The sequence below is a fragment of the Balneolales bacterium ANBcel1 genome, from assembly GCA_029688905.1.
GTDB lineage: Bacteria > Bacteroidota > Rhodothermia > Balneolales > Natronogracilivirgulaceae > SLLW01.
In genome coordinates this window covers 109253-133147 of the sequence record JARULB010000006.1, presented here as the reverse complement: position 1 = coordinate 133147, position 23895 = coordinate 109253, and the positions used below count along the sequence as shown (strand labels likewise).

At 54.6% G+C, this 23895-nt stretch carries 19 protein-coding genes; 17 read left to right on the top strand and 2 right to left on the bottom strand.

Annotation, left to right across the window (positions count from 1 at the left end; genetic code table 11):
* The 11 genes from QA596_09620 (at position 1) to QA596_09570 (ending at position 13378) form a co-directional block, all read left to right on the top strand.
* Positions 1–1551, top strand: a complete 1551-nt coding sequence (locus QA596_09620) for a tagaturonate epimerase family protein (protein MDG5767723.1) — start codon at positions 1–3, stop codon at positions 1549–1551.
* Between the two features lie 250 nt (positions 1552–1801).
* Positions 1802–2626, top strand: coding sequence for an SDR family oxidoreductase (locus QA596_09615; GenBank protein ID MDG5767722.1), 825 nt, complete (start codon positions 1802–1804; stop codon positions 2624–2626).
* A gap of 41 nt (positions 2627–2667) precedes the next feature.
* Positions 2668–3561, top strand: a complete 894-nt coding sequence (locus QA596_09610; GenBank protein ID MDG5767721.1) for an HAD hydrolase-like protein — start codon at positions 2668–2670, stop codon at positions 3559–3561.
* Positions 3562–3624: 63 nt separating this feature from the next.
* Complete coding sequence (locus QA596_09605; protein MDG5767720.1) at positions 3625–4863, top strand: lactate racemase domain-containing protein; 1239 nt, start codon at positions 3625–3627, stop codon at positions 4861–4863.
* A gap of 118 nt (positions 4864–4981) precedes the next feature.
* Positions 4982–6394, top strand: coding sequence for an NADP-dependent phosphogluconate dehydrogenase (gene gndA / locus QA596_09600; protein ID MDG5767719.1), 1413 nt, complete (start codon positions 4982–4984; stop codon positions 6392–6394).
* 9 nt (positions 6395–6403) lie between these two features.
* Positions 6404–7690 (top strand): diphosphate--fructose-6-phosphate 1-phosphotransferase, encoded by a 1287-nt coding sequence (locus QA596_09595; GenBank protein ID MDG5767718.1) that lies wholly within the window; start codon positions 6404–6406, stop codon positions 7688–7690.
* A 75-nt stretch (positions 7691–7765) separates the two neighbouring features.
* Complete coding sequence (gene uxuA / locus QA596_09590; protein MDG5767717.1) at positions 7766–8974, top strand: mannonate dehydratase; 1209 nt, start codon at positions 7766–7768, stop codon at positions 8972–8974.
* Positions 8975–9202: 228 nt separating this feature from the next.
* The gene (locus tag QA596_09585; protein MDG5767716.1) at positions 9203–9853 is read left to right on the top strand and encodes a bifunctional 4-hydroxy-2-oxoglutarate aldolase/2-dehydro-3-deoxy-phosphogluconate aldolase; all 651 of its coding nucleotides are present in this window, start codon (positions 9203–9205) and stop codon (positions 9851–9853) included.
* 40 nt (positions 9854–9893) lie between these two features.
* Positions 9894–10925, top strand: coding sequence for a sugar kinase (locus QA596_09580; protein MDG5767715.1), 1032 nt, complete (start codon positions 9894–9896; stop codon positions 10923–10925).
* Between the two features lie 101 nt (positions 10926–11026).
* Positions 11027–12448 carry a glucuronate isomerase gene (gene uxaC, locus QA596_09575; protein ID MDG5767714.1) on the top strand — a complete coding sequence of 474 codons (1422 nt, stop codon included), beginning with the start codon at positions 11027–11029 and terminating at the stop codon, positions 12446–12448.
* 375 nt (positions 12449–12823) lie between these two features.
* Positions 12824–13378 (top strand): RNA polymerase sigma-70 factor, encoded by a 555-nt coding sequence (locus tag QA596_09570; GenBank protein MDG5767713.1) that lies wholly within the window; start codon positions 12824–12826, stop codon positions 13376–13378.
* Positions 13379–13848: 470 nt separating this feature from the next.
* On the opposite strand, the gene QA596_09565 is transcribed toward QA596_09570, so the two are convergent.
* Together QA596_09565 and QA596_09560 are read right to left on the bottom strand one after the other, a co-directional pair.
* Positions 13849–16116 carry a HEAT repeat domain-containing protein gene (locus QA596_09565; protein MDG5767712.1) on the bottom strand — a complete coding sequence of 756 codons (2268 nt, stop codon included), beginning with the start codon at positions 16114–16116 and terminating at the stop codon, positions 13849–13851.
* A 3-nt stretch (positions 16117–16119) separates the two neighbouring features.
* Positions 16120–17739 (bottom strand): glycoside hydrolase family 28 protein, encoded by a 1620-nt coding sequence (locus tag QA596_09560; protein MDG5767711.1) that lies wholly within the window; start codon positions 17737–17739, stop codon positions 16120–16122.
* A 274-nt stretch (positions 17740–18013) separates the two neighbouring features.
* Between QA596_09560 and QA596_09555 the strand changes: the two genes are divergently transcribed.
* From QA596_09555 to QA596_09530, 6 genes are all read left to right on the top strand, one after another.
* Positions 18014–19162 carry a LacI family DNA-binding transcriptional regulator gene (locus QA596_09555; protein ID MDG5767710.1) on the top strand — a complete coding sequence of 383 codons (1149 nt, stop codon included), beginning with the start codon at positions 18014–18016 and terminating at the stop codon, positions 19160–19162.
* A gap of 254 nt (positions 19163–19416) precedes the next feature.
* The gene (locus tag QA596_09550) at positions 19417–20325 is read left to right on the top strand and encodes an FAD:protein FMN transferase (GenBank protein ID MDG5767709.1); all 909 of its coding nucleotides are present in this window, start codon (positions 19417–19419) and stop codon (positions 20323–20325) included.
* 69 nt (positions 20326–20394) lie between these two features.
* On the top strand, positions 20395–21666 hold the full coding sequence (locus QA596_09545; GenBank protein MDG5767708.1) for a Gfo/Idh/MocA family oxidoreductase: 1272 nt from the start codon (positions 20395–20397) through the stop codon (positions 21664–21666).
* Positions 21667–21738: 72 nt separating this feature from the next.
* Positions 21739–22005 carry a hypothetical protein gene (locus QA596_09540; GenBank protein MDG5767707.1) on the top strand — a complete coding sequence of 89 codons (267 nt, stop codon included), beginning with the start codon at positions 21739–21741 and terminating at the stop codon, positions 22003–22005.
* Positions 22006–22106: 101 nt separating this feature from the next.
* The gene (locus QA596_09535) at positions 22107–22559 is read left to right on the top strand and encodes a dimethylsulfonioproprionate lyase family protein (GenBank protein MDG5767706.1); all 453 of its coding nucleotides are present in this window, start codon (positions 22107–22109) and stop codon (positions 22557–22559) included.
* 95 nt (positions 22560–22654) lie between these two features.
* Entirely contained in the window at positions 22655–23815 is a 1161-nt protein-coding gene (locus QA596_09530) for a Gfo/Idh/MocA family oxidoreductase (protein MDG5767705.1), read from the top strand.
* The last annotated feature ends 80 nt before the right edge of the window (positions 23816–23895 follow it).

Sequence of the window (23895 nt, the reverse complement as noted above, 5' to 3'; positions counted from 1 at the left end):
ATGTCCAAACCCGAAGTGAATACCGAAACCGAAGAGAACACCGGTTATCTGAGTCGCATTAAAACAATTTTGCCCGGATTCATGATCATCCCATCATCAGTGACTCTGGAAGAGCCCGTGTTGATGACTCTTGCCAGAAAAGGAGTGGAAAAGTGGCTGATCATCGGTGCGCCGGACAGAGACGACCTGCCCCCCGGATTTACCGGTGAAATTATTGAGCGCGGCGATGTCTGCTTTATGGCCTGCCGTACCAACCATCAAAACGCCGAAGCCCTGCGTGCTTTTGTGCCGTTTACTAAACCGGTAACTATCGGCAACGCCGACTCCTTCGGGTTCGGTGACCGGATCGGTAATGCCGGAACAGCTCATCTCCAGTGTCTGATGGACAGCAAGCCCTTCTTCAAGCCGATCCTGGCACAGCAGTCTATCCGCGAACTCGATCGTACCGAAAGATCTGCCGAGGAGGTGATGGATGCGGCGACCTGGGCGGTGTTCGAGACCGGGTACCGGCAGGGTTTCGGGTCGGACGCCGATCACCTCAAGACTACGGCCGACATCGACCGGATGATCAGCGCAGGCTTCACCATGTACACCATCGATCCGAGCGACCACGTGAACAACGAGAGCCAGTCCATGGACGAAACCCGGCTCAAAAAGGCGTTTCTGGAGCTGCCATGGGACAAGCTGCAGGATGACCCGGACCGATTCATGAAACGGTATACCAGTCAGCCGCTCTCCCTTGCCGGCGATGTTGTGCTCAAACCATCCGAAACCGATATTCTGCGTGCGGCGGTCAAGTACGGAAAAGTGGTCATCCACACCCATGAGATGTTCCGGTACATGCGGGATCAGTACCCGGATCATGATACCGAAGTAGAACTGTCGGTCGATGAAACTCCGCATCCCACTACCCCGGAAGAGCACCTGGTGGTTGCCTCCGAACTTGAGCGGCTGGGTGTGGAGCTGGTCAGCCTCGCCCCCCGGTTCTGTGGAGATTTTGAGAAAGGGGTGGACTACAAAGGCGATATCGAGGAGTTTCGCAAAGAGTACCTGCTGCACCAGGCTATTGCCGGGGCTTACGGCGGATACAAACTGAGCATCCACTCCGGCAGCGACAAGTTTCGCGTCTATGAGGCGATCGGTGACCTCGACGTTGGGAAGGTGCACGTCAAGACCGCGGGGACCAGTTATCTCGAAGCTCTGCGAGCCCTTGCGATGACCGACACGGAGCTGTTCCGCGAAATTCTGGCGTTTTCTCTCGAACACTTTGATACCGACCGTAAAACGTATCATATTTCCGCAGATACCGGCAAGATGGGTTTACCGGAAAGTTACAGCGATCAGGAACTTCCGAAGCTGCTGGACGACGATAATGCAAGACAGGTGTTTCATGTCACTTTCGGATCCGTGCTGACACATCGCGGGGAAGACGGCACACCGGGCTTCCGTGACCGGATGGTGCAGGTGATGGCCCGTAATGAAGATGTGTACGAAGGATGTCTGTACCGGCACTTCCGAAGGCACATTGCACCATTCGAAAAAAATGCATAATGATTAGCTTATGAGGAGGCCCCCCAATGTTTGAAAAACCCGCGTTTGCAAGGCGGGTTGATGGGCAGGTTTGAGCCTGTACGGGTTCGCCTCCGAAAGGCGCCTGATTCGATAGGGCCGGGGATAGCAGGCCATTGGCATAGGCTCCCGACATTGTCCGAAACAGCAGGTGACGGACAGCCGCATTCGGAAATCGGATCCGGGCGCGACACGATAATAGATGGAACATGGAAAAAAATAACAGGAGAAAATGAGTAATACAGAGTTGTTTAATGTACAGGGACAGGTCGCCGCGATCACCGGAGGTGCCGGAGTACTGTGTGCCTCGATGGCCTGGGCGCTCGGTCGCGCCGGCGCAAAAATCGCACTTCTGGACATTGGGGAAGAGGCCATGGATGCCCTGGCCGCCGAAATGGAAGCCGAAGGCATAGAGACCCTGGCGGTCAGGACCGATGTCCTGGACAAGTCGAGTATCGAGGCGGCGGCAAAGAAGACCGTCGAACGCTTCGGGCGTGTGGACATTCTCATCAACGGAGCCGGCGGCAACAAACCCGCAGCCACAACCGGTCCGGATAAACCGTTTTTCGATCTCCCCGAAGATGCGGTGAAATGGGTATTCGACCTGAATTTCATGGGTACCTTCCTTGCGTGCCAGGTCTTCGGAATCTATTTCGCAGAACAGAAAAGCGGAAACATCATCAACATTTCGTCGATGAATGCGTTCACGCCATTAACGAAAATCCCGGCCTACTCCGCGGCCAAAGCTGCGGTGAGCAACTTCACGCAGTGGCTTGCGGTGCACATGTCGCATAACTACTCCACCGATATCCGGGTCAACGGCGTTGCCCCCGGCTTTTTGCTGACGGATCAAAACCGGTTTTTGCTCACCAGTGAAACCGACGGGAGCCTGACCGATCGCGGCAAGACCATCGTGGATCACACCCCGGCGGGCCGTTTCGGAGATCCGGAAGACCTGGTTTCGACTGTAATGTGGCTGGTCGCCCCTTCATCCAAATTTGTTCATGGCGTCGTTGTACCGGTGGACGGCGGCTTCTCCGCCTTCAGCGGCGTCTGATTTCAACAGTGAACCTATCATCCGTTAACCGTTATTTCAACATGAGTCAATCCTCACCCAACTCCGTCCTTCGCGACCTTCAACCCGAAAAAAAGTTTTTCATCGGTATCGATTCCGACGGCTGTGTTTTCGATACCATGGAGATCAAGCACAAGGAGTGTTTCATCCCCAATAACATCCGGTACTGGAAACTTCAGGCGGTATCCAAATATGCGCGAGAGGCGGCCGAATTCGTCAATCTCTACTCCAAATGGCGTGGTATCAACCGGTTCCCGGCCCTGGTAATGGGTTTCGATCTGCTCCGTGATCGGGAGGATGTGAAGAAACGCGGGGTGGCTATTCCCGAAGCGCCGGAGGTTCGGAAGTTTATCGACTCGGGCCGGCCGCTGAGCAATCAATCCTTCAAGGAGTACATCGCTGAAACCGGCAGCAACGAAGAGCTGGAGACCGCACTTGAGTGGAGCGAGGCGGTCAACCGCACCGTCGACGAGATGGTGTACGGCATGCCGCCGTTTCCCTATGTGCGCGAGAGTCTCGAAAAACTCAATGACCTCGCGGACATGCTGGTAGTTTCGGCCACACCGACCGAAGCCCTCCAGAAGGAGTGGTCGGAGAACGCGCTGGATTCGTTTGTCCGGGTCATCGCCGGGCAGGAGATGGGGGCCAAAAAAGAGCACCTTGCCCTGGCCGCATCCGGAAAATACGAACCGCACCATATTCTGATGATTGGCGACGCACCCGGTGACCTGAAAGCCGCACGGGCCAATAACGCGCTGTTTTACCCGATTATGCCGGGCCGTGAGGACGCCTCCTGGAAGAAGTTCCATGACGAAGCGGCCGACCGTTTTATAAACGAGACGTATGCCGGCGGGTACGAAGAGCAGCTGGTTGAAGAGTTCCTGGCCAGCCTTCCCGAAACACCCCCCTGGAAATGATGATGAGTCCGGCCGGTGTTCCTCCGGATCAACAGCCACATACGTTCATAACACGAAGATGAAATGGTAAAAGAGAAGATCAGCTCCGCTGAAAACCTTACTGATGCCGAACTGGGCAGCTTTTTTGCCGATGCCCTTGCCGAGGTACCGGTTGACGGCAAACGGGTACTGGTGATTATTCCGGACAGCACCCGAACCGCTCCGCTGGCGACGCTCTACCGGCTGCTCCATGAGAATATCGGTAACCGGGTCGCCGCACTGGAATATCTGGTGGCTTTGGGTACCCATCAGCCCATGTCGGAGGAAGCCATCGACAACATGCTGGGACGCAAGGCAAAGGGTGTCCCGTCCTACAAGGTGCACAACCACCATTGGGACAATCCCGACCAGCTCCGGCAAATCGGCGTCATCACCAAAGCGCAAATAGAGGAGGTTTCCGGCGGCCTGTTCGGCGAGGACGTAGTGGTCAAAATCAACAAGCTGATCTACGAATACGACTATCTGCTGATACTGGCTCCAACCTTCCCGCATGAGGTGGTCGGTTTTTCGGGCGGCAACAAGTACTTCTTTCCCGGTATATCCGGACCCGAGATCCTCAATTTTTTCCACTGGCTGGGGGCGGTCATTACCAACAGGGACATCATCGGGACCCGCTACACGCCGGTCAGGCAGGTGGTGGATATGGCCGCGGCGATGATTGATCTTCCCCGAACCTGTTTCAGCATGGTGATCAAGGGAAGCGGAATCAAGGGCATCTTCATGGGCGCTCCGGAGCGGTCGTACGAGAAAGCGGCCGACCTTTCCGCCCAGGAACATATCCGATTTGTGGATACCCCCTATACCGATGTGCTCTCCATGGCCCCGCCCATGTACGAGGATGTCTGGACCGCAGGGAAGTGCATGTACAAGCTCGAGCCGGTTATCGCGAAAGGAGGGCGTTTAATCATTTATGCCCCGCATATCACCGAGGTTTCCTACACACACGGAAAGCTTATCGATGAAATCGGGTACCATGTCAGGGATTATTTCATGAAGCAGATGGATCGCTTCAGCCACATTCCACGCGGTATTCTGGCCCACTCCACCCATGTGAAAGGCAGCGGGACCTATGAAAACGGTATTGAGACCCCCAATGTGAATGTGGTGCTGGCATCGCAGATCGGTCCGGAGAGGTGCGAGAAAATCAACCTCGGGTATATGGATCCCGCCACTATTGACATCGAACAGTGGAGAAACAGGGAAGACGAAGGTGTGCTGCTCGTGGAAAAGGCGGGAGAAATATTGTACCGGCTGAAAGAGTAACGCGATGATCCGGTACTCATGACGCAGCCGGAGACCATGCGCGGACAGCGAAGCAGGCCTGTAAAAACAATTTCATTTGACAAAACAAACTATTGAAACAACCAAAAACTGAGACATTATGAAAACATATGATATTGGATTGATCGGACTGGCGGTGATGGGAGAAAACCTGGTGTTGAATATGGAGTCCAAAGGCTTTTCCGTGGCGGTGTATAACCGGACGGAGGACAAAACCCGGAAATTCGCGGAAGAGAAAGCCGCCGGCAAAAATATCCTGCCAACCTACTCGATCAAGGAGTTCGTCGATGCCCTGGAGAAACCTCGCAAAGTGATGCTGATGGTGAAAGCCGGTGCGCCGGTCGATAAGACCATCGAGTCGCTGCTGCCGTATCTGGACAAGGGCGATCTGATCATCGATGGCGGAAACTCCGATTACCAGGATACCGAGCGACGGTCGAAGGAACTGGAAGCCAAAGGGTTTCTGTATATCGGCACAGGCGTGAGCGGCGGTGAGGAAGGCGCGCTGAAGGGCCCATCCATCATGCCGGGCGGAAAGAAAGAAGCCTACGAACTGGTGGAGCCGATATTTACGCGCATTTCGGCACAGGTGGATGGGGACGCCTGCTCGACACATATTGGTCAGGGTGGCGCCGGACATTTCGTGAAAATGGTCCATAACGGCATCGAATACGGAGACATGCAGCTAATCACCGAGGCCTATATGCTGCTCAAACATGTACTCGGGATGGATGCAGAGCAGCTCCATCAGACTTTTAACGAATGGAATTCCGGCGACCTGGACTCATACCTCATAGAGATCACCGCCGATATCCTGGGCAAGACCGATCCCGATACCGGTAAACCCATGGTCGATGTGATTCTGGACAAGGCCGGGCAGAAAGGGACCGGCAAGTGGACGGTGCGTGCCGGACTCGATCTCGGCGTATCGGTGCCTACCATCGCCGAAGCCGTATTCGCGCGCATCATATCCTCCCTGAAGGATGAGCGTGTGGCGGCATCGGGTATCCTCCAGGGACCCAAAATATCGTTTGACGGCGACCCCGAAGCATTCAAGAACGCCATCCGCGATGCCCTCTATGCCTCCAAAATTTGCTCATATGCCCAGGGTTTCGGCCTGATGCAGGCCGCCAGCGATGAATACGGCTGGGACCTCAACTTCGGGGGGATCGCCATGATCTGGCGGGGTGGCTGCATCATCCGTGCCCATTTCCTGCAGCACATCAAGGATGCCTACGACAAAAATCCGGACCTGAAGAACCTGCTGCTGGATCCCTATTTCAAGGAATCCATCCACAAATCACAGGACGCCTGGCGCGAAGTGGTGGCCACCGCCTCCCGGATCGGCATCCCCATCCCGGCCTTCAGTTCGGCGTTGAGCTACTTCGACTCCTACCGGCTCGATCGTCTGGGTGCCAACCTGCTGCAGGCACAGCGCGACTATTTCGGTGCCCATACCTACGAGCGTGTGGACAAGGACGGAAGCTATCACACCGAATGGTTGAAAATATAGGAGGCAGTCATGAAAGCCCGAAACGTACTGGTCGCCCAGTCGGGCGGCCCCACACCGGTCATAAATAACTCTCTGCGCGCCATCGTGGAAACCTGCCGTGCCTACCCCGATACCTTCGGGACGGTCTATGCCGGTAACCATGGCATCGAAGGGGTGCTGAAGGAGGAGCTCATCGACCTGTCGCGCCAGCCTGAGGAGGAGATCGCACTGCTGCGAACCACCCCGGCCGCCGGCTCCATCGGCACCTGCCGCTACAAGCTTAAGCCACACCAGGAAGCGGACTTTGACCGCGTCATTGAGGTATTGAAAGCTCACGATATCGGATACTTTTTCTATATCGGCGGAAACGACTCCATGGATACGGCCAACAAGGTGGCCAAACTTGGACAGGAGCGGGGCCTGGATCTCATCGGGGTCGGTGTTCCAAAAACCATCGACAACGATGTCGGCGACTCGGAGTTCCGGCTTATCGATCACACCCCCGGGTATGGCAGCGTCGCGCGGTACTGGGCTCTGAATATTCAGAACGCCAATGAAGAAAACCGCGGATCCTCGCCGGCCGATCCGGTGCTGGTCATCCAGATTATGGGGCGCAAGATCGGTTTTATCCCGGCGGCGGCACGGCTGGCCGATCCGAATCGTGAAATGCCGCTTCAGATTTTCATGAAGGAGTCGAATATCAGTCTGGAGGAGATGACCGACGCCATCAACGACAATGTCCGCAGGTTCGGGCGTTCCATCGTGGCCGTTAGCGAGGGCTTCCCGATGGGGGATATCGGTGAAACCAAAGACTCCTTCGGGCACACCCAGTTCTCGGCAAGCAAAATCACGGTGGGCCAGAAGCTGGTCAACCATCTCAACGAGAAAGGGCTGCCGGCACGTGGCGCGGCGCGTAACAATGTTCCGGGCACCGACCAGCGCCACAACATGATCTATGCCTCCGTAACCGATCTCGAAGAGGCGTACCGTGTGGGACAGAAGGCGGTGATGATCGCAAAAGAGGATGGATCGGGCTTCATGTCCACCATCCTGCGCATGCCGGGTGACCTCTACCATGTGTGGTACGACAAGGTGCCGCTCGATCAGGTCGCCAACTCGGAGCGTGAATTCCCGCAGCAGTGGATCGCCGACAACCGGCATGATGTGACCGACGACTTCATTCGCTATGCGCGTCCATTGATCGGCGACGACTGGGTGAGCATCCCCCTGGTGGATGGCATCCAGCGGCACTCCCGCCTCCAACCGCTCTTTGCCGATAAGAAGTGCCCCAAGTACTCTCCCCAGGAATATTCATGATGCATGGCGTATCATAATTTCCGATATTTGAGGCGATTTTTGTGAACAGAGAACGACAGGATACCACCGATGAATGTGAAGTTTGAAAAAACATGGCGCTGGTTTGGGCCGGATGACACCATCACCCTGGAGGCCATACGGCAAGCGGACGTCAGCGGTATTGTGACGGCGTTGCATCATCGGCCGACCGGCGTGGTCTGGACGCTGGAAGAGCTGGAAAAACGCAAGGCGATGATCGATGATGCCGGTTTGAAATGGTCGGTCGTAGAGAGTATTCCGGTACATGAGGATATCAAGCGCCGAACCGGAGACTACCGCACCTATATCGAGCATTACAAGGAGTCGGTTCGCAACATGGGCAAAGCCGGAATTCCGGTGCTGTGCTACAATTTTATGCCGGTACTGGACTGGACCCGGACCGACCTGGATCACGAAATGTCCATGGGTTACACCTGCCTCCGGTTTGATGAAACGGCCCTGGCCGCATTCGACCTGTTTGTGCTGAAGCGCAAGGGCGCTGAGCGGGAATACGACAGGAAACTGCTGACGGAAGCGGAGTCATATTACAACAGCCTGGATGATGAGGGAGCAAAAAAGCTCACCAGAAACATTCTGGCCGGGCTGCCGGGATCGGAAGAGGGATATACGCCGGAAGAGTTTCAGGAGATACTGGATTCCTATGACGGTATCTCCGAAGACGATCTGCGGGCCAATCTTCACGCGTTTATCCGGGAGATCGCTCCCGTAGCCGAAGAGGCCGGCGTGCGGATGGCCATTCATCCGGACGATCCCCCGTTTCCCCTGTTTGGGCTCCCCAGAGTGGTCAGTACCGAAGCCGATGCCAGGGCGATTGTGGAAGCATACGACTCTCCCTGTAACGGCCTCACTTTCTGCACCGGATCCTACGGTGTGCGGCCGGACAACGACCTTCCGGGTATGGTGAAGCGGCTTGGCCACCGGTTCAATTTCCTGCACCTGAGGAATGTCCGCAGAGAGAAAGGGCGATCGTTCCATGAAGCGCTTCACCTGAAGGGCGATGTGGCGATGGAAAAGGTTATTTATAATATCATTATGGAGCAGGAGCGCCGGCATAAAGAAGGCAGAACCGACCTGAGGATCCCGTTCCGTCCCGATCACGGTCAGAATATCCTCCGAAGCCTGCATATGAATTCCGCGCCGGGATACTCCTACATCGGACGCCTGCGCGGCCTTGCAGTACTGCGCGGCGTGGAGATGGGAATCCGGACAGCGCTTGAAGTCGAGCGAAGCCGGAACCAGGTGTAATTTATTTTTCAGAATAAGTCCGGGTAGCCGGATTTTGTTCCACGGTGTTGCATGCCGTCGGACCCGGAGTGCGGTTCTCGGTGCTCACCCGCGGAATACGGACGGATGACGCAAGTGTCGCCGGTTGATTTGGCGGCTTGTCCGAACGTGCAGCGGGAACCCGGAGACTGTGCGGCACCCGAAATGCAGAATCACTTTATATACACGATCTAAACGGATTTCACACATATGGAAAAAAAAGAGGTGTTGGATGCGATTGGCACGCACAAACTGGTGGCTGTGGTGCGCCTGGACGATCCCAAAGAGCTCGATCCGGTGGTTGACGCCTTGCTGGAGGGGGGTGTCCGGCTCATTGAAGCGACCATGACCATCCCGGGACTGCTGAAACATGTCCCGTCCCTGATCAAACGGGTGGGGGATGAGATGGTATTTGGAATCGGCTCGGTGCTCAATGCCGACATGGCGCAGCAGGTGGTGGATGCCGGAGCTTCGTTCGTGGTGAGCCCGGTAATGAAAAAGGAGATCATCGATACCGCAAATCGTGCCGGAACAGCAGTATCGGTAGGCGCCTACTCGCCGACAGAGATTCAGACGGCCTGGGAGCTGGGCAGCGATGTGGTCAAGGTGTTTCCCGCGGATACGCTCGGGCCTTCCTACATTAAAGGAGTCAAAGCCCCTATGCCGCACCTCAAACTGCTTCCCACCGGTGGCGTTTCGGTGGATAATGTCGGGGCCTGGCTGGATGCCGGTTCCTTCGCCCTTGGGGTGGGAAGCGCCCTGGTGGATATCAAGGCGGTGCGTGCCGGTAACATTGATGTGATCCGTGATAACGCCGCCGCGCTTTCAAAGGCGGTAGCTGACTGGCAGGAAAGCCAATAGCAGAACTATTTACAGAACGTATAACGAGGATAGCCGAACGATGAAAAAAACAGTGACCTTTGGAGAGATTATGCTCCGCCTGGCAACGCCCGGTTTTTCGCGGTTTGTTCAAACCGACCGCTATGACGCTACGTATGGCGGAGGTGAGGCGAATGTCGCCGTAGCCCTGGCGGGATACGGATTTGAAAGCCATTTTGTAACGCGGCTACCCGAGCATGAAATCGGGCAGGCGGCGGTCAACGCCGTACGGAAACATGGCGTCCATACCGATCATATCGCCCGGGGGGGAGACCGTGTCGGCATCTATTTTCTGGAGACCGGCGCAAGCCAGCGGGCATCAAAAGTGGTTTATGACCGGGCCGAATCCGCAGTGACGCAGATGCGCCCGAAGATGGTTGACTGGGATGCGCTGTTTGACGGCGCCGACTGGTTTCACTGGACCGGCATCACACCCGCACTGGGGAAGAATGCACGGGAGTGTCTGGAAGTTGCCTGTAAGGCTGCGAAGAAAGCGGGAACCACGGTGAGTTGCGATCTTAATTTCCGCAAGAAGCTGTGGACCGAGAAGGAGGCTCAGGCGGTGATGAATCCCCTCATGGAGTATGTGGATGTCAGTATCGCCAACGAAGAGGATATTCAGAAAAGCCTCGGGTTCCAGGCGGGCAAAACCAATGTGGAGTCGGCAGAACTGGATGAGGAGGGCTATAGTGAGCTGGCCCGATCCATCCGTCAAAAATACGGATTTGAGACGGTGGCCATAACACTGCGAGAAAGCTATTCCGCCAGCCGGAATGGCTGGAGCGCCATGCTGCACGACGATGGCGATTGCAGCGAACCGGTCCGTTCCACCCGATACGATATCCAGATCGTTGACCGGGTCGGGGGCGGTGATTCGTTTGCATCAGGTCTGATTTGCGGATTGATGACCTATGACGACTCCCGTGACGCGCTGGAGTTTGCAGTGGCCGCGTCATGCCTGAAACACTCGATAATCGGTGACTTTAATCTGGTGTCGCGGGAAGAGGTCGAGAAACTGATGAAAGGGGGCGGATCGGGCCGGGTTGACCGCTAATCGGCATCTGTGTGAGGATTCGGCCGGATTACCCGCCCCGGCAGGCGAAATACGGCTGTCCTGCCTCCAATATCCAATTCGAATAAAAAAGTGTGGTTCCTATGAAACCGTTCATCCATGATGATTTTTTACTGCAGACCGAAGCCGCGAAACGACTCTACCATGAGTATGCCGCTTCCAGGCCGATCGTTGATTTTCACAATCACCTTCCACCGGACGAAATCAACCAGGACAAGCAATTCGAAAACCTTTCGGAAGTCTGGCTGAAGGGCGACCATTATAAATGGCGGGCCATGCGTACCGCCGGAGTCGACGAAAACGTGATTACCGGAGACGCCACCGATCGTGAAAAGTTTTTCGCGTGGGCCCGGACTGTACCCGAAACCCTGAAGAATCCGTTGTTTCACTGGACGCATCTTGAGCTGAAACGGTACTTTGGTATTGAGGATCTGCTGAACGAGGAGAACGCCGAATCGGTGTGGAGACAGACCGAAGAGATGCTTGCGAGTCCGGAGTTCTCAACAAGAAATCTGCTGAAAAACAAAAATGTGGAGGTGGTTTGCACCACGGATGACGCGGTGGATTCGCTGGAGCACCACCGTGCATATATGGAAAACCGGAGCGGCAGCGAGCCGGTGATGTTCCCCACATTTCGTCCGGATAATGCCATGAAGATTGAAGAGCCGGAAGGTTTTCTCAACTATGTCGGTCGGCTGCGGGAAGTTTCCGGAGTGGATATCAATGACTTTGAGTCATTTCTGAAAGCGCTGCGGCTGCGTCATGACTATTTCGATACCCTGGGCTGTCGCGCATCTGACCACGGGATCGAGGAACCTTATGCCGAAGATTACACCGAAAAAGAGATCGAAGAGATCTTTCAGGCGGCCCTGAAAGGAGAGGGGCTTTCCGATGACCGTATTCGCAAGTTCAAGTCGGCGATGATGCATGAATTTGCGCTCATGGACTATGAAAAAGGGTGGGCGTTTCAGATGCATATCGGTGCGCTGAGAAACAACAATACGCGGGGATATCGTCAACTGGGAGCCGACAAGGGCTTCGACTCTATCGGTGATTTTGAAATTGCACGTCCGCTCTCGCGTTTTCTTGACCGGCTGGCAGTGAGCGGAAATTTGCCCCGAACCATTCTCTACAATCTGAATCCGTCTGATAACGCCGTACTGTCCACCATGATCGGCAACTTTATGGGAGACGGAATCGCCGGCAAAGTACAGCATGGACCTGCCTGGTGGTTCCACGACCAGAAAGAAGGCATGGAAGAACATTTGAAAACACTCTCCAGCATGAGCCTGCTGAGCCGCTTTACAGGCATGGTCACAGACTCCCGCAGTTTTCTCTCATTTCCGCGGCATGAATATTACAGGCGCGTGCTTTGCAACATGCTGGGCTCCGATATGGAGCAGGGCATCGTACCGATGGATTTCACCATGATCGGTGATATGGTCGGCCGGCTCTGTTACGAAAACGCCCTCGACTATTTCAGTTACAAGGTAATGCCTGACTGAGCAGGGTGCGTAATCTGTTCCAAGACATCGGTTTACTGCGATAACTTCAAGAGTTTACCGGCGGGCGATTTTTTTTTGAAATTGTTGTTGACAACCGTTTCAAATTTCTCTTACTTAGAGAGTAACCGATTAAGTTACGATCAATGAAAGCGCGGATATTGGCGTTGATATGTAATCACTCCGGGTTGTGATACCGGTGTTTTTTTTACAGGTTACTTAACCGTTTACTTTGGCCGTACAATAATCGACATTCGGTCATGGAAGGGGATGCAGGATCGAAGGCATAAATAGAGAACAGTAAAAAAAGTCAAACAGCTGAAAGCGCTTTTTTAACACCTTGATGCTATGGAATGTAAGTGGATTAACGACCGTGACATGAATTGGGCCGAACAGATCAGGAATGATAACAAGGCGGCTTTCTCCGATTTATTTGAGACCTACTACACACCTCTGTGCGAATATGCCTACAGTTATGTGAAGCAGGAGGAGGTGATGGAAGACGTTGTGCAGGAAGTGTTCGTCAGAATATGGGAAAACCGGTATCGCTGGGAGCCCAGGGTTGCTGTGCGAGCTTATCTGTACCGATCGGTCTACCACCAGGTTATCAACGACTATCGAAAAAAGCGCTTTGAGACTCCGCTCAAAGAGGATTCCGAAGCAAATATCCCGGATCGCATTCCGTCTCCAATGGAACAGTTGCACGGGCAGGACGCCTCCAACTCCATACAACAAGCTATTTCTGCACTTCCGGAACGCCGGCGGGAAATCCTGGTGCTGCGTTTGTTGCACGGACTTTCCTACAAGGAGATAAGCGCAACACTTGGCATATCTGTCAATACCGTAGATACGCAAATCAGGCGTGCATTGAAGACACTTCGCGCCCGTTTGAAGCACTTTGTCTGCCATATGGAAGCCATGAGAGCTGACTGAATTTTTTGACTTTAGAAGTAACCGGTAAAGCCGGTGTGCATTTTTCCCCGAGTTGAACAAAAAACTCCGGTTATCGGGAAAATTTGCATAAATCTTCACTTTGCATGTCACGAGTATGGGGCTCTGCCTGCGTCAGTGCATAAAGAAAACATTTATGCATTAAACCAGGCATGACAGCAGGAGATACTTTTTTGTCTGATAGTGATGAACACCTGGAGACGTTTGCCGAAGCTCTAAAGCAGAACTCGGAATTCATGCGTCGGCTAAAGGGTCATGTCCCGGTCACAGAACCGGGAAAGGCCAAAAATCGGCTTTTCCGGCATCTGTATGGTTCAACAAACCCCGACCGGTTAACACAAAAGGCAGACAATCGCAAAGAGTGACCGGCAGGATGGAGCGACAGATATTCCACCGTCGGCTGTTCACATGGGGAATCTAATAGTATGCACCGAACAAAGGGGAACCGGTAATCACTTCTTTGCGGGACTCCCGGCCTGATAGAACAGATCCAGGCTTGTTCCGTTGAGGTACTCTTCAATATTGGTGTATCCGCTCCGGTTGAAGTCGCCATCAGGATTCAGTGTTGTTTCCGGATGGATACCATGACGAATCAACCACCAGTCGGGCATGCTGTTTCCTCCGGTATCCACGGGTGGAAGGGCACGGCCATGATGCGGGAAACCAACGGTCTCGGTATGGCTGTCGATCAGGGTGCCTCCGCCGGTTCGAACCTCCTCAATCACGTTCCGGTCGTAGTGGTCACGAGGATGGGCGCCTGACCTTTCCAAAACACGGTAGTAGCTTTCCCGGGCACTCAGGGTGATCCCGTAATCCCCGGCATGGAACGGCTGAGGTTGCAGATAATCGCCCGGAATTTCCTCCAGGCCGAGAATAAGCTGCGACTGGTCATCGGGCACGGCACCCGCCATCGCGTTATCCCGCCAGTAAGCCATTGCATACGGGGACTCCTCGTAAAACGCGTAGTGGCCGTCGCTGTCCGGACCGGGTTTGTAGTAATTGCCGATAAAGTTGTAGCGACTGATACTGTGGTCATCAAAATTATCTCCGGATCGGTTGCCGCCCCAGTTGTAGAAGACATTGTTGCGGAAATCGAAAACGGGTCCGACCGGATCGGTCTGATGATCCAGATAGTTGCCGGGTCGCGGTGCGCGCGATCTCTGATGGGCCCACAGATTATTGATGAAGCTGTAATTCGATCCCTGGGCGTAATCACGGTTGCCCGGACCTGCTCCACGGATAAGCGAGCCGTACCCCCGGTCGCCTTTGTAATGACCGGCATCCACCAGGCCATGGGTAATCAGGCTGTTCTGGATGGTGACACGACCGCTGTGTACCACCGACATGGTCTCTTCCTTGGCCCAGCTGGTGGAAAGATGATCAATGATGATGTTGTCGGCAGTAGTTACATTGATGGCTTTGTCACGTTGCCCGGATTCATCCCCCGGACGAAATCGCAGATGCCTCAGAATGATGTCATTGGCACTGATTTGTGTCCGGCTCCCGGACACGGTGATGCCACGGCCGGGGGCGGTCTGTCCGGCGATAGTGATAAACGGTTGCTCGATATCGAGTTGCTCCTCGAGCTCAATGATACCCGAGACATCAAATACGATGATCCGATGGCTTTCGGAGACCGCGTCACGCAGGGTGCCCGGTCCGTCGTCGCCCAGACTGGTAACATGGTAGACCTCGCCACCGCGGCCGCCCGGAGTCCATTTGCCAAATCCCTGTGCTCCGGGAAAAGCCGGGATTTGCATCTCACCGCCTCTCCAGCCTCTTGTCGAGAACAGCGCCTCCCCTTTGGAAAACGAATCCGGAAAAGTGAACCGGTCAGACTCGGCGCTACTTCTGAACCCGGCATCCAGCCGCTGTTCCAGTCCGGGAACCATATCACCCGAACCAGAAGAGCGTGGGGCCTGCGGACCGGCAATCCGGGGATCGTCGCCGCCAACACTGCGTAATGCCCGCCATGCCTGCGCCCGTATCGCGGGGTATCCGTCTTCAGCGCTCAACAGGTCGAGCAAATGGGGAAGTGCGTCACCTGCGTATTCCCCGGACTTTTCCAAAGCTCTTGCCGCAAGAAACCGTCGGGATGGGTCGGTATTGCGAAGCAGGCGTACAAACAGGTCCACTGCCCGTTTGTCCGTGTATGCGCACGTTTCGATGTATCTCAGAGCTGCCTCACGCACGGAAGCGTCTGCATCCGCCGCATGGAGGTCCATAAAGTGCCGGAATGAGATATCGTGATCTTCCGGATGAGGGCCGGCTGCGGTTAGGATCCTTGCCGCAAAGTATCGCACATCGGGCTCTGGATGACCGGCGGAGAGGGTCATCAGGTGTTCGTAGACGGGAGTGTGTGCGGCTGAGGCATACACCAGGAGTCGTCCGGTGTACCATCGCAGATCCGCGGGAACAAGATGGAGCCGGTCCAGGAAATCGATCAGAGAATCCGGCGGAAGAGAACGGGCCTGATTCACACTGGTATGATCCAGAATTCGGGCGGCTGCTTCGCGTTCATGCATCGGCTGATCAGGGACATGGAGCACATCCAGCAACCGGGAAAGAACGGATTCGCTCAGTTCCGGGTGTGGCGGCGAAGAACCGGCCAGGCGATGCTCCAGGCCGGATGGTGTGTCTGAAAGCGAGGTTCCGGAGGCATGGCACGTCCCGACAAGCAGGACGGCCACGATCCAGAAAGGTAAATAATTGGCATACATATACTACCAGGCTTGCGGGTCCATATGTTCCTTGAGGATATCATCGGTCAGGCCATCCTCGAATCGGACCTGGTCGGTCGGGAAATTTCCGTAGAACACGGCGCCTGTATGGCGGCCCCGGAACAGAAGCGGAGCCTGGCCGGTATCATCCGTAAGGCGCAGGTTTTCGATGGAGAATTCGTAGACATCCTCGGCGGTCATCGCACGGTCACTGGACCGGATATCCACATTTTTAATCGCCAGGTTTTTTACGCGTGTAAGCTGTGCCCCGCGCTCTGCGTTAACCACAGATATGTTTTCCAGGGTGATGTTTTCGAGCCAGAGTTCGGGCAGACCGATGAGTACAATGGCGTTGGGGACCCCGTCGATTTCCACGTTTCGAATGTCGATGTTGCGAATAGCGGGGGCGGGTCCGATAACATCCGGGCCGGTATAGAACGTATTGAAGTTGATCGCTTCGTAGGTGATGTTTTTCATGCGAACATCACGCACATAGATATTTTCGGTCACATTTCCGCGGCCGCGCTCGGTTTTGAACCGGATACCGCGGTCACTGCCTTCGAACACGGCATCATGCACATAGATGTTCCGGATGCCGCCGGAGGTCTCGCTGCCGAATACCACACCGCCGCTGCCGGTCCTGACATCACGGGCGGTAAAGTTCCGGACAACAACGTTTTCCGTAGGGATGTTGATTTCAAGGCCCTCCTCATTGAGTCCCGATTTGATCACCACGGCATCGTCACCGGTCTCAAAGTGATTGTACTCAATAAGCACCTCGCTGGATGAGTCGATCACCAGTCCGTCGCCATTGGGGGCATTAAGGCTGTTGACGGTCACGTCCCGCACGATGGCGTTTTTGCTGTAAATCAGCTGGACGTTCCACATCGGTCCGTCGTTGAACGTGACCCCTTCCACCAGGATGTTCTCCGACTCCCAGAATACCAGGAAATTGGGCCTCATGCCCTCCATGCCGGAGCCCTTGCCGAAATCGCGCCGGCTGAGCGGCACTTTGGTGGCGATGGCCCGGGGCGGGGGACCATATTCACGGTACCAATCCCACCACTGCTGTCCCTGACCGTCAAATACTCCTTTGCCTGTTACGGCCACGTTCTTCACTTTGTAGGCATAGATGAGCGGAGAGTAGTTGTACGCTTCCACCCCTTCATGGCGCTGGCGGACTACCGGCAGGTAATCTTCCCTGTTTTCACTGAAATAGACGGTCGCGCCCTCCTCTACATGCAGGTTGATGTTGCTCATCAGGTGGATGGGGCCGGTCAGCCACGATCCTTCCGGAATCAATACCGTGCCTCCGCCCGAACGATGCGCCGTTTCAATCGCATCATGGATAGCGTCGGTGATGAGCTCGTCTTCGCTTTCATGCCGCTGTTGTGCGCCGAAATCCCGGATGTCGAAAACCCGGTCGGGGATGGCCGGGCGTTCCAGCTGCGGCATCGGGAAGGGAGCGGTTATCGGCGCGATTTCATGGGGAACCTGCTCTGACTGAGCCGTAGCCTCCATTGCCGTGCAGTTGGTGAGAAGCAACAACACCATCAGAAAAAGAGAGATTCCCCCAATGGGACGTTGTGTCGCGGATGTACGAATTTCTGGAATATGACTCATTTGCTTGAAGCTGTTTTTGGGTGAACGGATTGGGTGGATGACGGGCGGGCAGAATGTATCACTACAGGAAGGATGACCGCGCGCCGGTCCGTGAGATGATTGTAGCTTCTATGACGGCTGCAAGGGGGATTTTCGTTACAGGAGCCGGTGAGTTTAACGTACTGTTTAATCGTGACATCCCAAAAAAATGCATTGGAACTGTAGCGTATTTTTTGTTAATTAACCGTTTACTCTGTGTACAGTGCCTGTTTTTGGAACGCTTTTCATTGCGGATATGGCAGATGGTATCTTTGCCATAGAACTGTTTCTCGATCATGTGCAGCCGCGAAAAGGTTACCGGTACGGCACATCCCGCCACCATACGTTTCGATTCATGAAAAAGAAAGCGACGCTCAACGATATTGCCAAGATTCTTGGCCTGACCAAGGTAAGTGTGTCCAAAGCCCTCAGAAATCATCCGGATATTTCCGAGGCAACCAAGAAGAAAGTCAAAAAGGTCGCCGAGCAGATCGGATACAGGCCCAATCTGATTGCCCGGTCGCTGACTTCTTCCAGAAGCCGCACACTCGGCGTGGTGGTTCCCAAAATCGCGCACAACTTTTTCGCTCATGTGGTTGCCGGAATTCAGAAATCGGCGGCATCCCACGAGTACGAGATCGTTCTGACGGTATCGGATGAAAATGAAGAGCTGGAAAGAAAGCATATCGAAGCGTTGATGTCCATGCAGGTGGACGGGCTGCTGGTATCGGTCTCCATGGATACCAGGAACCTAGAAGTGTATGAATGGCTTCGTGACATGCAGATCCCGCTTGTGTTTTTTGACCGCCACATTCCGGACCTGGGATTCAACAGCGTCATTATCGATGATATGAATGCTGCCAGGCTGGGGGTCAGCAAGTTGATCGAATACGGCTGCAGAAAAATTGCGCACCTGTCGGGGTACGATCACATCTCCATCGGCCGAAACCGGAGGATGGGTTATGAGAAAGCGCTGGTAGATCATGGACTGACAGTAAACCCCGAATTCATTACCCAGGGGGGCTTTGGAGAAGAAGCCGGTTACAAGGGATTCAAGGAGTTGTATGAGCGAGGGGGGGACATCGACGGATTGTTTTCGGTGACCTTTCCTGTAGCCCTCGGAGCCTATATTGCAATGCGCGAGCTGGATCCGACCATTATTGACCGGTTGAAAATGCTTGCATTCGGCGACAGCGGAATACGGAACATCGTGCCGTTTCCGCAATACTACATCCACCAGCCGGCGGAAACGATGGGTGAAAGGGCGGCCGATATGCTGATACGCGAAATTGCCGGCGAAGTACAGGCGGAAAACCGGCTGGATATTATGGAGACCGAATTCCTGGTGAGCGGAAATGATTTTCCACTTGAATGGAAGACACGACAGGGCATCGAAACCGGCTGATCACCTCCCGGTAGCGACAATTATCGTTGAATTTTTCCGTTTTTATAGGTAACGTGAAAGCAACGAACCTGTACTGTGCAACCGGATGGAATCAAGGTCTCCTTCGAATCGACAACACAGGGCTCCAGTGTTCCCGGCTTTTTTGAAAGCCTTTTTTTTATTGCTTTGAAGTAACCGGTTAATCTATTTAGGAAGCCGCTTTTTTAAACAATAACTAATGCAGCTATCGGTCGAAGACCGTACCTCCAACAGACATGAACGCCGTCTATCATAACAGTTTTTACGCGATGGGAACCCGTTGCCATATGGTATTCCCCGGGATGGATGAGGACGCCGGTGAGCGGGTTTTCGGTGTTGTCAGGCAGGAGGTTAACCGGGTCGAAAGCAGCCTCAGCCGCTTCATCCCCTACAGTGAAATCGCAATCATCAACAAAAATGCCGGAAAGGAACCCGTGCAGGTGAGTGAAGAGATTTTTGACATCCTCACTAAATGCAGGATTTTTTTTAAGAAAACTCGTGGCGCTTTTGACATTTCCATGCGTCCTGTACTGGAGTACTGGAAACAGCGAACTTCTGACGATCAAGCCGATTTGGGCCTTTATGAAACGATGGATGCCACAGGAATGAGCCGAATCCAGTTGGATGAAAACGAACGGACCGTAGCGTTTGAGAACGACTCCCTCGAGATTGATCTCGGCGGTTTCGGAAAAGGCTATGCCCTTGAGCGGTGCCGCAAGCTGCTGCAGGACTTCTCGGTGAAGGACGCGTTTATCAGCTTTGGCGAGAGTTCGGTACTGGCCATGGGCCGTCATCCGGCCGGTGACTGTTGGCGTGTAGGTTTGAACAATTATTCCAGCCCCGGCCAGGCGCTGCATACCTTCGATGTCACCGATGCCTCGGTCTCCACATCCAGCAACTTTTTTGTGGACGATTACGGCAAACTTTGCAACCATCGTCATGTGATCAATCCGTTCAGCGGGTATCCCGTGGAGCGGTGCATGACGGTCAGCGTCTGTTCGGCATCACCGGTCGTAGCCGAAGTGCTGTCGACGGCATTTCTTGTATCCTCTGAGGAAGTGATCAAAAGCGTGAAAGAGGAGTACGGTTGTGATGTTGTGAAAACAGATTATGCTCCGGAAGTGCCGGAGAAGGCGATGTTTTGAATCAGCGATACCATTAAGACAACTTATTTAAACCGATCCAGTGGATCTTACTATTAATTACGGAACACCATGCAAATCAACCGAAGAAAATTTCTGGAGCTGACTTCCACGCTGGCGGGTTCCGCCGCTTTTGCCTCGGCGATGCCCTGGATTTCGGCCTTTAACAACCCCGCACCATCCGGTAGGGGAGCGTCCGACCGCATTCGTCTGGGATTCATCGGAACCGGCAACCGGGGCAGTACACTGATGGAAAATGTGATCGATTTCAAGGACCGGCTGAATGTGGAAGTGGCAGCCGTGTGCGATATCTACGAACCCCATTATCAGGATGCCATTCGCATCGCAGGTAGTGATGTGCCTGCGTTTTACGACTATCGCGAAATGCTGGATCGGGTGGAGATGGACGGTGTCGTTATCTCCACACCGCTGCACAAGCATGTAGGCCCAACCATTGCGGCCTTTGAAAAAGGCATCCACGTGTTTTGCGAGAAATCGATGGCTCGGACCATGGACGATGTCAAGTTGATGTACGACGAACATGTGCGGCTCAATAAAATACTGCTGATCGGCCATCAGCGGCTGTTCAGTCCGGTATACCTGGAGGCGATCGACCGGGTCCGCAACGGCTACTACGGTCCGATTACCATGATGAAGGGCCATTGGCACCGCAACCGGAGCTGGATCATGTACGATGCCGAGCCGTTGTCGGACATGGACCGCCAGCTCAACTGGAGGCTCTACAGGGAATCCTCGGGTGGCATGATTACCGAACTTTGCTCTCACCACCTTCAGATTGCCAACTGGGTGCTCGACGAACAGCCGGTAAGTGTCACCGGCCGCGGCAGCATCAATTTCTGGAAGGATCACCGCGAGGTTTGGGACAACTTCTCGCTGGTGTTCCAGTATCCGGACGGAACCAATTTTGATTACAGCTGCCTGCAGAGCAACAAGCACAATGGCGTACAGATCCAGGCCTTGGGCAACAAGGGGATGGCCGATCTCGAAATCAACAAGGAGTTCTGGGAAGAGCCGCCCGCACCGCCTGCCATCCGCAAGATGATCCACAGCATTGAATCCAGCCTTTTCGACACGATTCCGATCGGTGGCGCTACATGGGTTCCGGCGGAACCGGTAGCCTACGGTGGCGAGTTTATCTCGGAAGACTGGGAAATGAATGAAACACAGCTTTTCCTGGAGGCCTTCGTCGATTTTATCCGAAAAGGGGAAGCCCCGGAGCAGCTTACGATTGAGGGATACCGCGCATCCATATGGGCACTGGCCGCCGAGGACGCCACCTACAGCGATCGCGTTATCACCGTGCCGGATAAATACCTCGTCTGATCACGGGTACCCGACGGTTACTCGCAGCATCGTGTTTATTGCAATACAACGAATTATTAACTATCGACAATTATGAAAGAAATCAGAATCAAGGTGTCGTCCATTTGGAGGGAGGTGCTCATCTGGGTGATCATGCTGGCAGTGGCATTTTTAACCAATGTCTATGCCATTCGCACCTACGACGGGCAATGGTCGGAGCTTATTTCGCAGCTGCATATCGTTCTGCTACTGTCTGTGGTGTATTATGTGCTGTTGGCCGTCCTTCGTTTGATTATCCGCGGCGTCTATCTGCTGATCAGCCGACTGCTGATCCCGGCTTTGCAAAAAAGCAGGGGCTGACCAAAGGCGTGCGGCCCGGCCCGGTTTCGGGGCGTGTCCGCCAGGCAGCACGGAATGTCCCCGCGTAGCCACAGATATGTAATCAACATAGGTAGCCCGATATGATCATCGCTGATATTAATACAATGGAGGGGAGGAGGTTCCCCGCCCGGCGCCACACCCGCAATGTGGTTGGAGGCGCATCGCCGATTCAGGCCGAACAGTTTGCCATGGGTATGGTCGTTCTGGAGCCGGACGGCGGACAGGTCCCCTGGCATAATCAGGAACAGGAGGAAATCTATTTTGTGCTTGAAGGTGAAGGGGAGATGTGTCTCGGGCAGGAGAGGACGGCCGTAAAGGCTGGACAGGCAGTTTACATCCCCCCGGGAGAATACCACCAGCTTACCAATACCGGTGCGCGGCCCATGAAGATGATCTATTGCTACGGACCGGCGGGTGATGTCGCCCACTGGCGGCAGGAACTCGAAGGGACTCTCCCCAAAGCCGGGGTGGATGTCCCGGATCTGCCGGACGGTGCCCGGCCGCAATGTACCGACGCACCCGATAAGTCGTAATGAAATTCCCGATGTCGTGTCAGTGAACCCGCTGTCAGGCCCGGCATCCATGGCGTAATCAATCATTATCATCATAAACCATTTCGGTTACATACATGAGTACATCCATCAAAACCCATACGGTCGGTATCATTATGAATGGTGTGACCGGGCGGATGGGAAAAAACCAGCATCTGCTGCGTTCGATTCTCCCCATCATGGAACAGGGCGGCGTGACGCTCGGCAATAACGAGGTGCTGTTGCCCCGGCCCGTGCTGCTGGGACGAAATGCCGCCAAACTGGAGGCCCTGGCCGAACAGACAGGCATCCGGGAATGGTCAACCGATCTCGACAGCTATCTGAACAACCCCGAGTACCCCGTCTATTTTGACGCGCTTACCACCGAGCAGCGGTATGCGAATGTGAAAAAGGCGATCGCTGCCGGAAAGCATATCTATTGCGAAAAACCTACGGCCCTGAATACCGAAGACGCGATGGACCTGCACCGGCTTGCTGAAAATGCGGGCGTGCGCCACGGGGTGGTGCAGGACAAGCTGTGGCTGCCCGGCCTGCTTAAGCTCGCCCTGCTCAGGGATCAGGGATTCTTCGGACGAATTCTCTCCGTGAAAGCCGACTTCGGCTATTGGGTATTCGAGGGCGATACCGTTCCGGCCCAGCGTCCGTCCTGGAATTATCGAAAGGAGGATGGCGGCGGTATTATCCTGGACATGTTCTGCCACTGGCGCTATGTACTCGACAATCTGTTCGGTGATGTGAAATCGGTGGCCTGTCTGGGCGCCACTCATATCCCGGAACGATTCGATGAAAACGGCAAACCGTACAAAGCCACCGCCGACGATGCCGCGTACGCGATTTTTGAACTGGAAAACGGAGTCGTCGCCCAATTCAACTCATCCTGGACCACCCGGGTACGCAAAGACGACCTGGTCACCTTCCAGGTTGATGGTACCGATGGCTCGGCGGTAGCGGGATTGCGTGAAGCCTGGATTCAGTCTCATTCGGCCACCCCGCGTCCCGTCTGGAATCCGGATATCGAGAATCCCCATACGTTCCACGACCACTGGATGAAGATGCCAACGACACAAACGTACGACAACGCGTTCAAAATCCAATGGGAACTGTTCCTGAAAAGCCTGCATCACGGAACCCCGTTCCGCTGGGATTTACGCGAAGCCGCGAAAGGAGTCCAGCTGGCGGAAGCCGGCTTGCAGGCCTGGAACGAACGAAGGTGGGTCAGCATCGACGATTTGAAGTAGAAACCCGGCCCGGTTTCAATGTCGCCGGATGCCGGAGACACCCGCCAGGACATGCCGGGACGCGACTGCGTACAGTCACC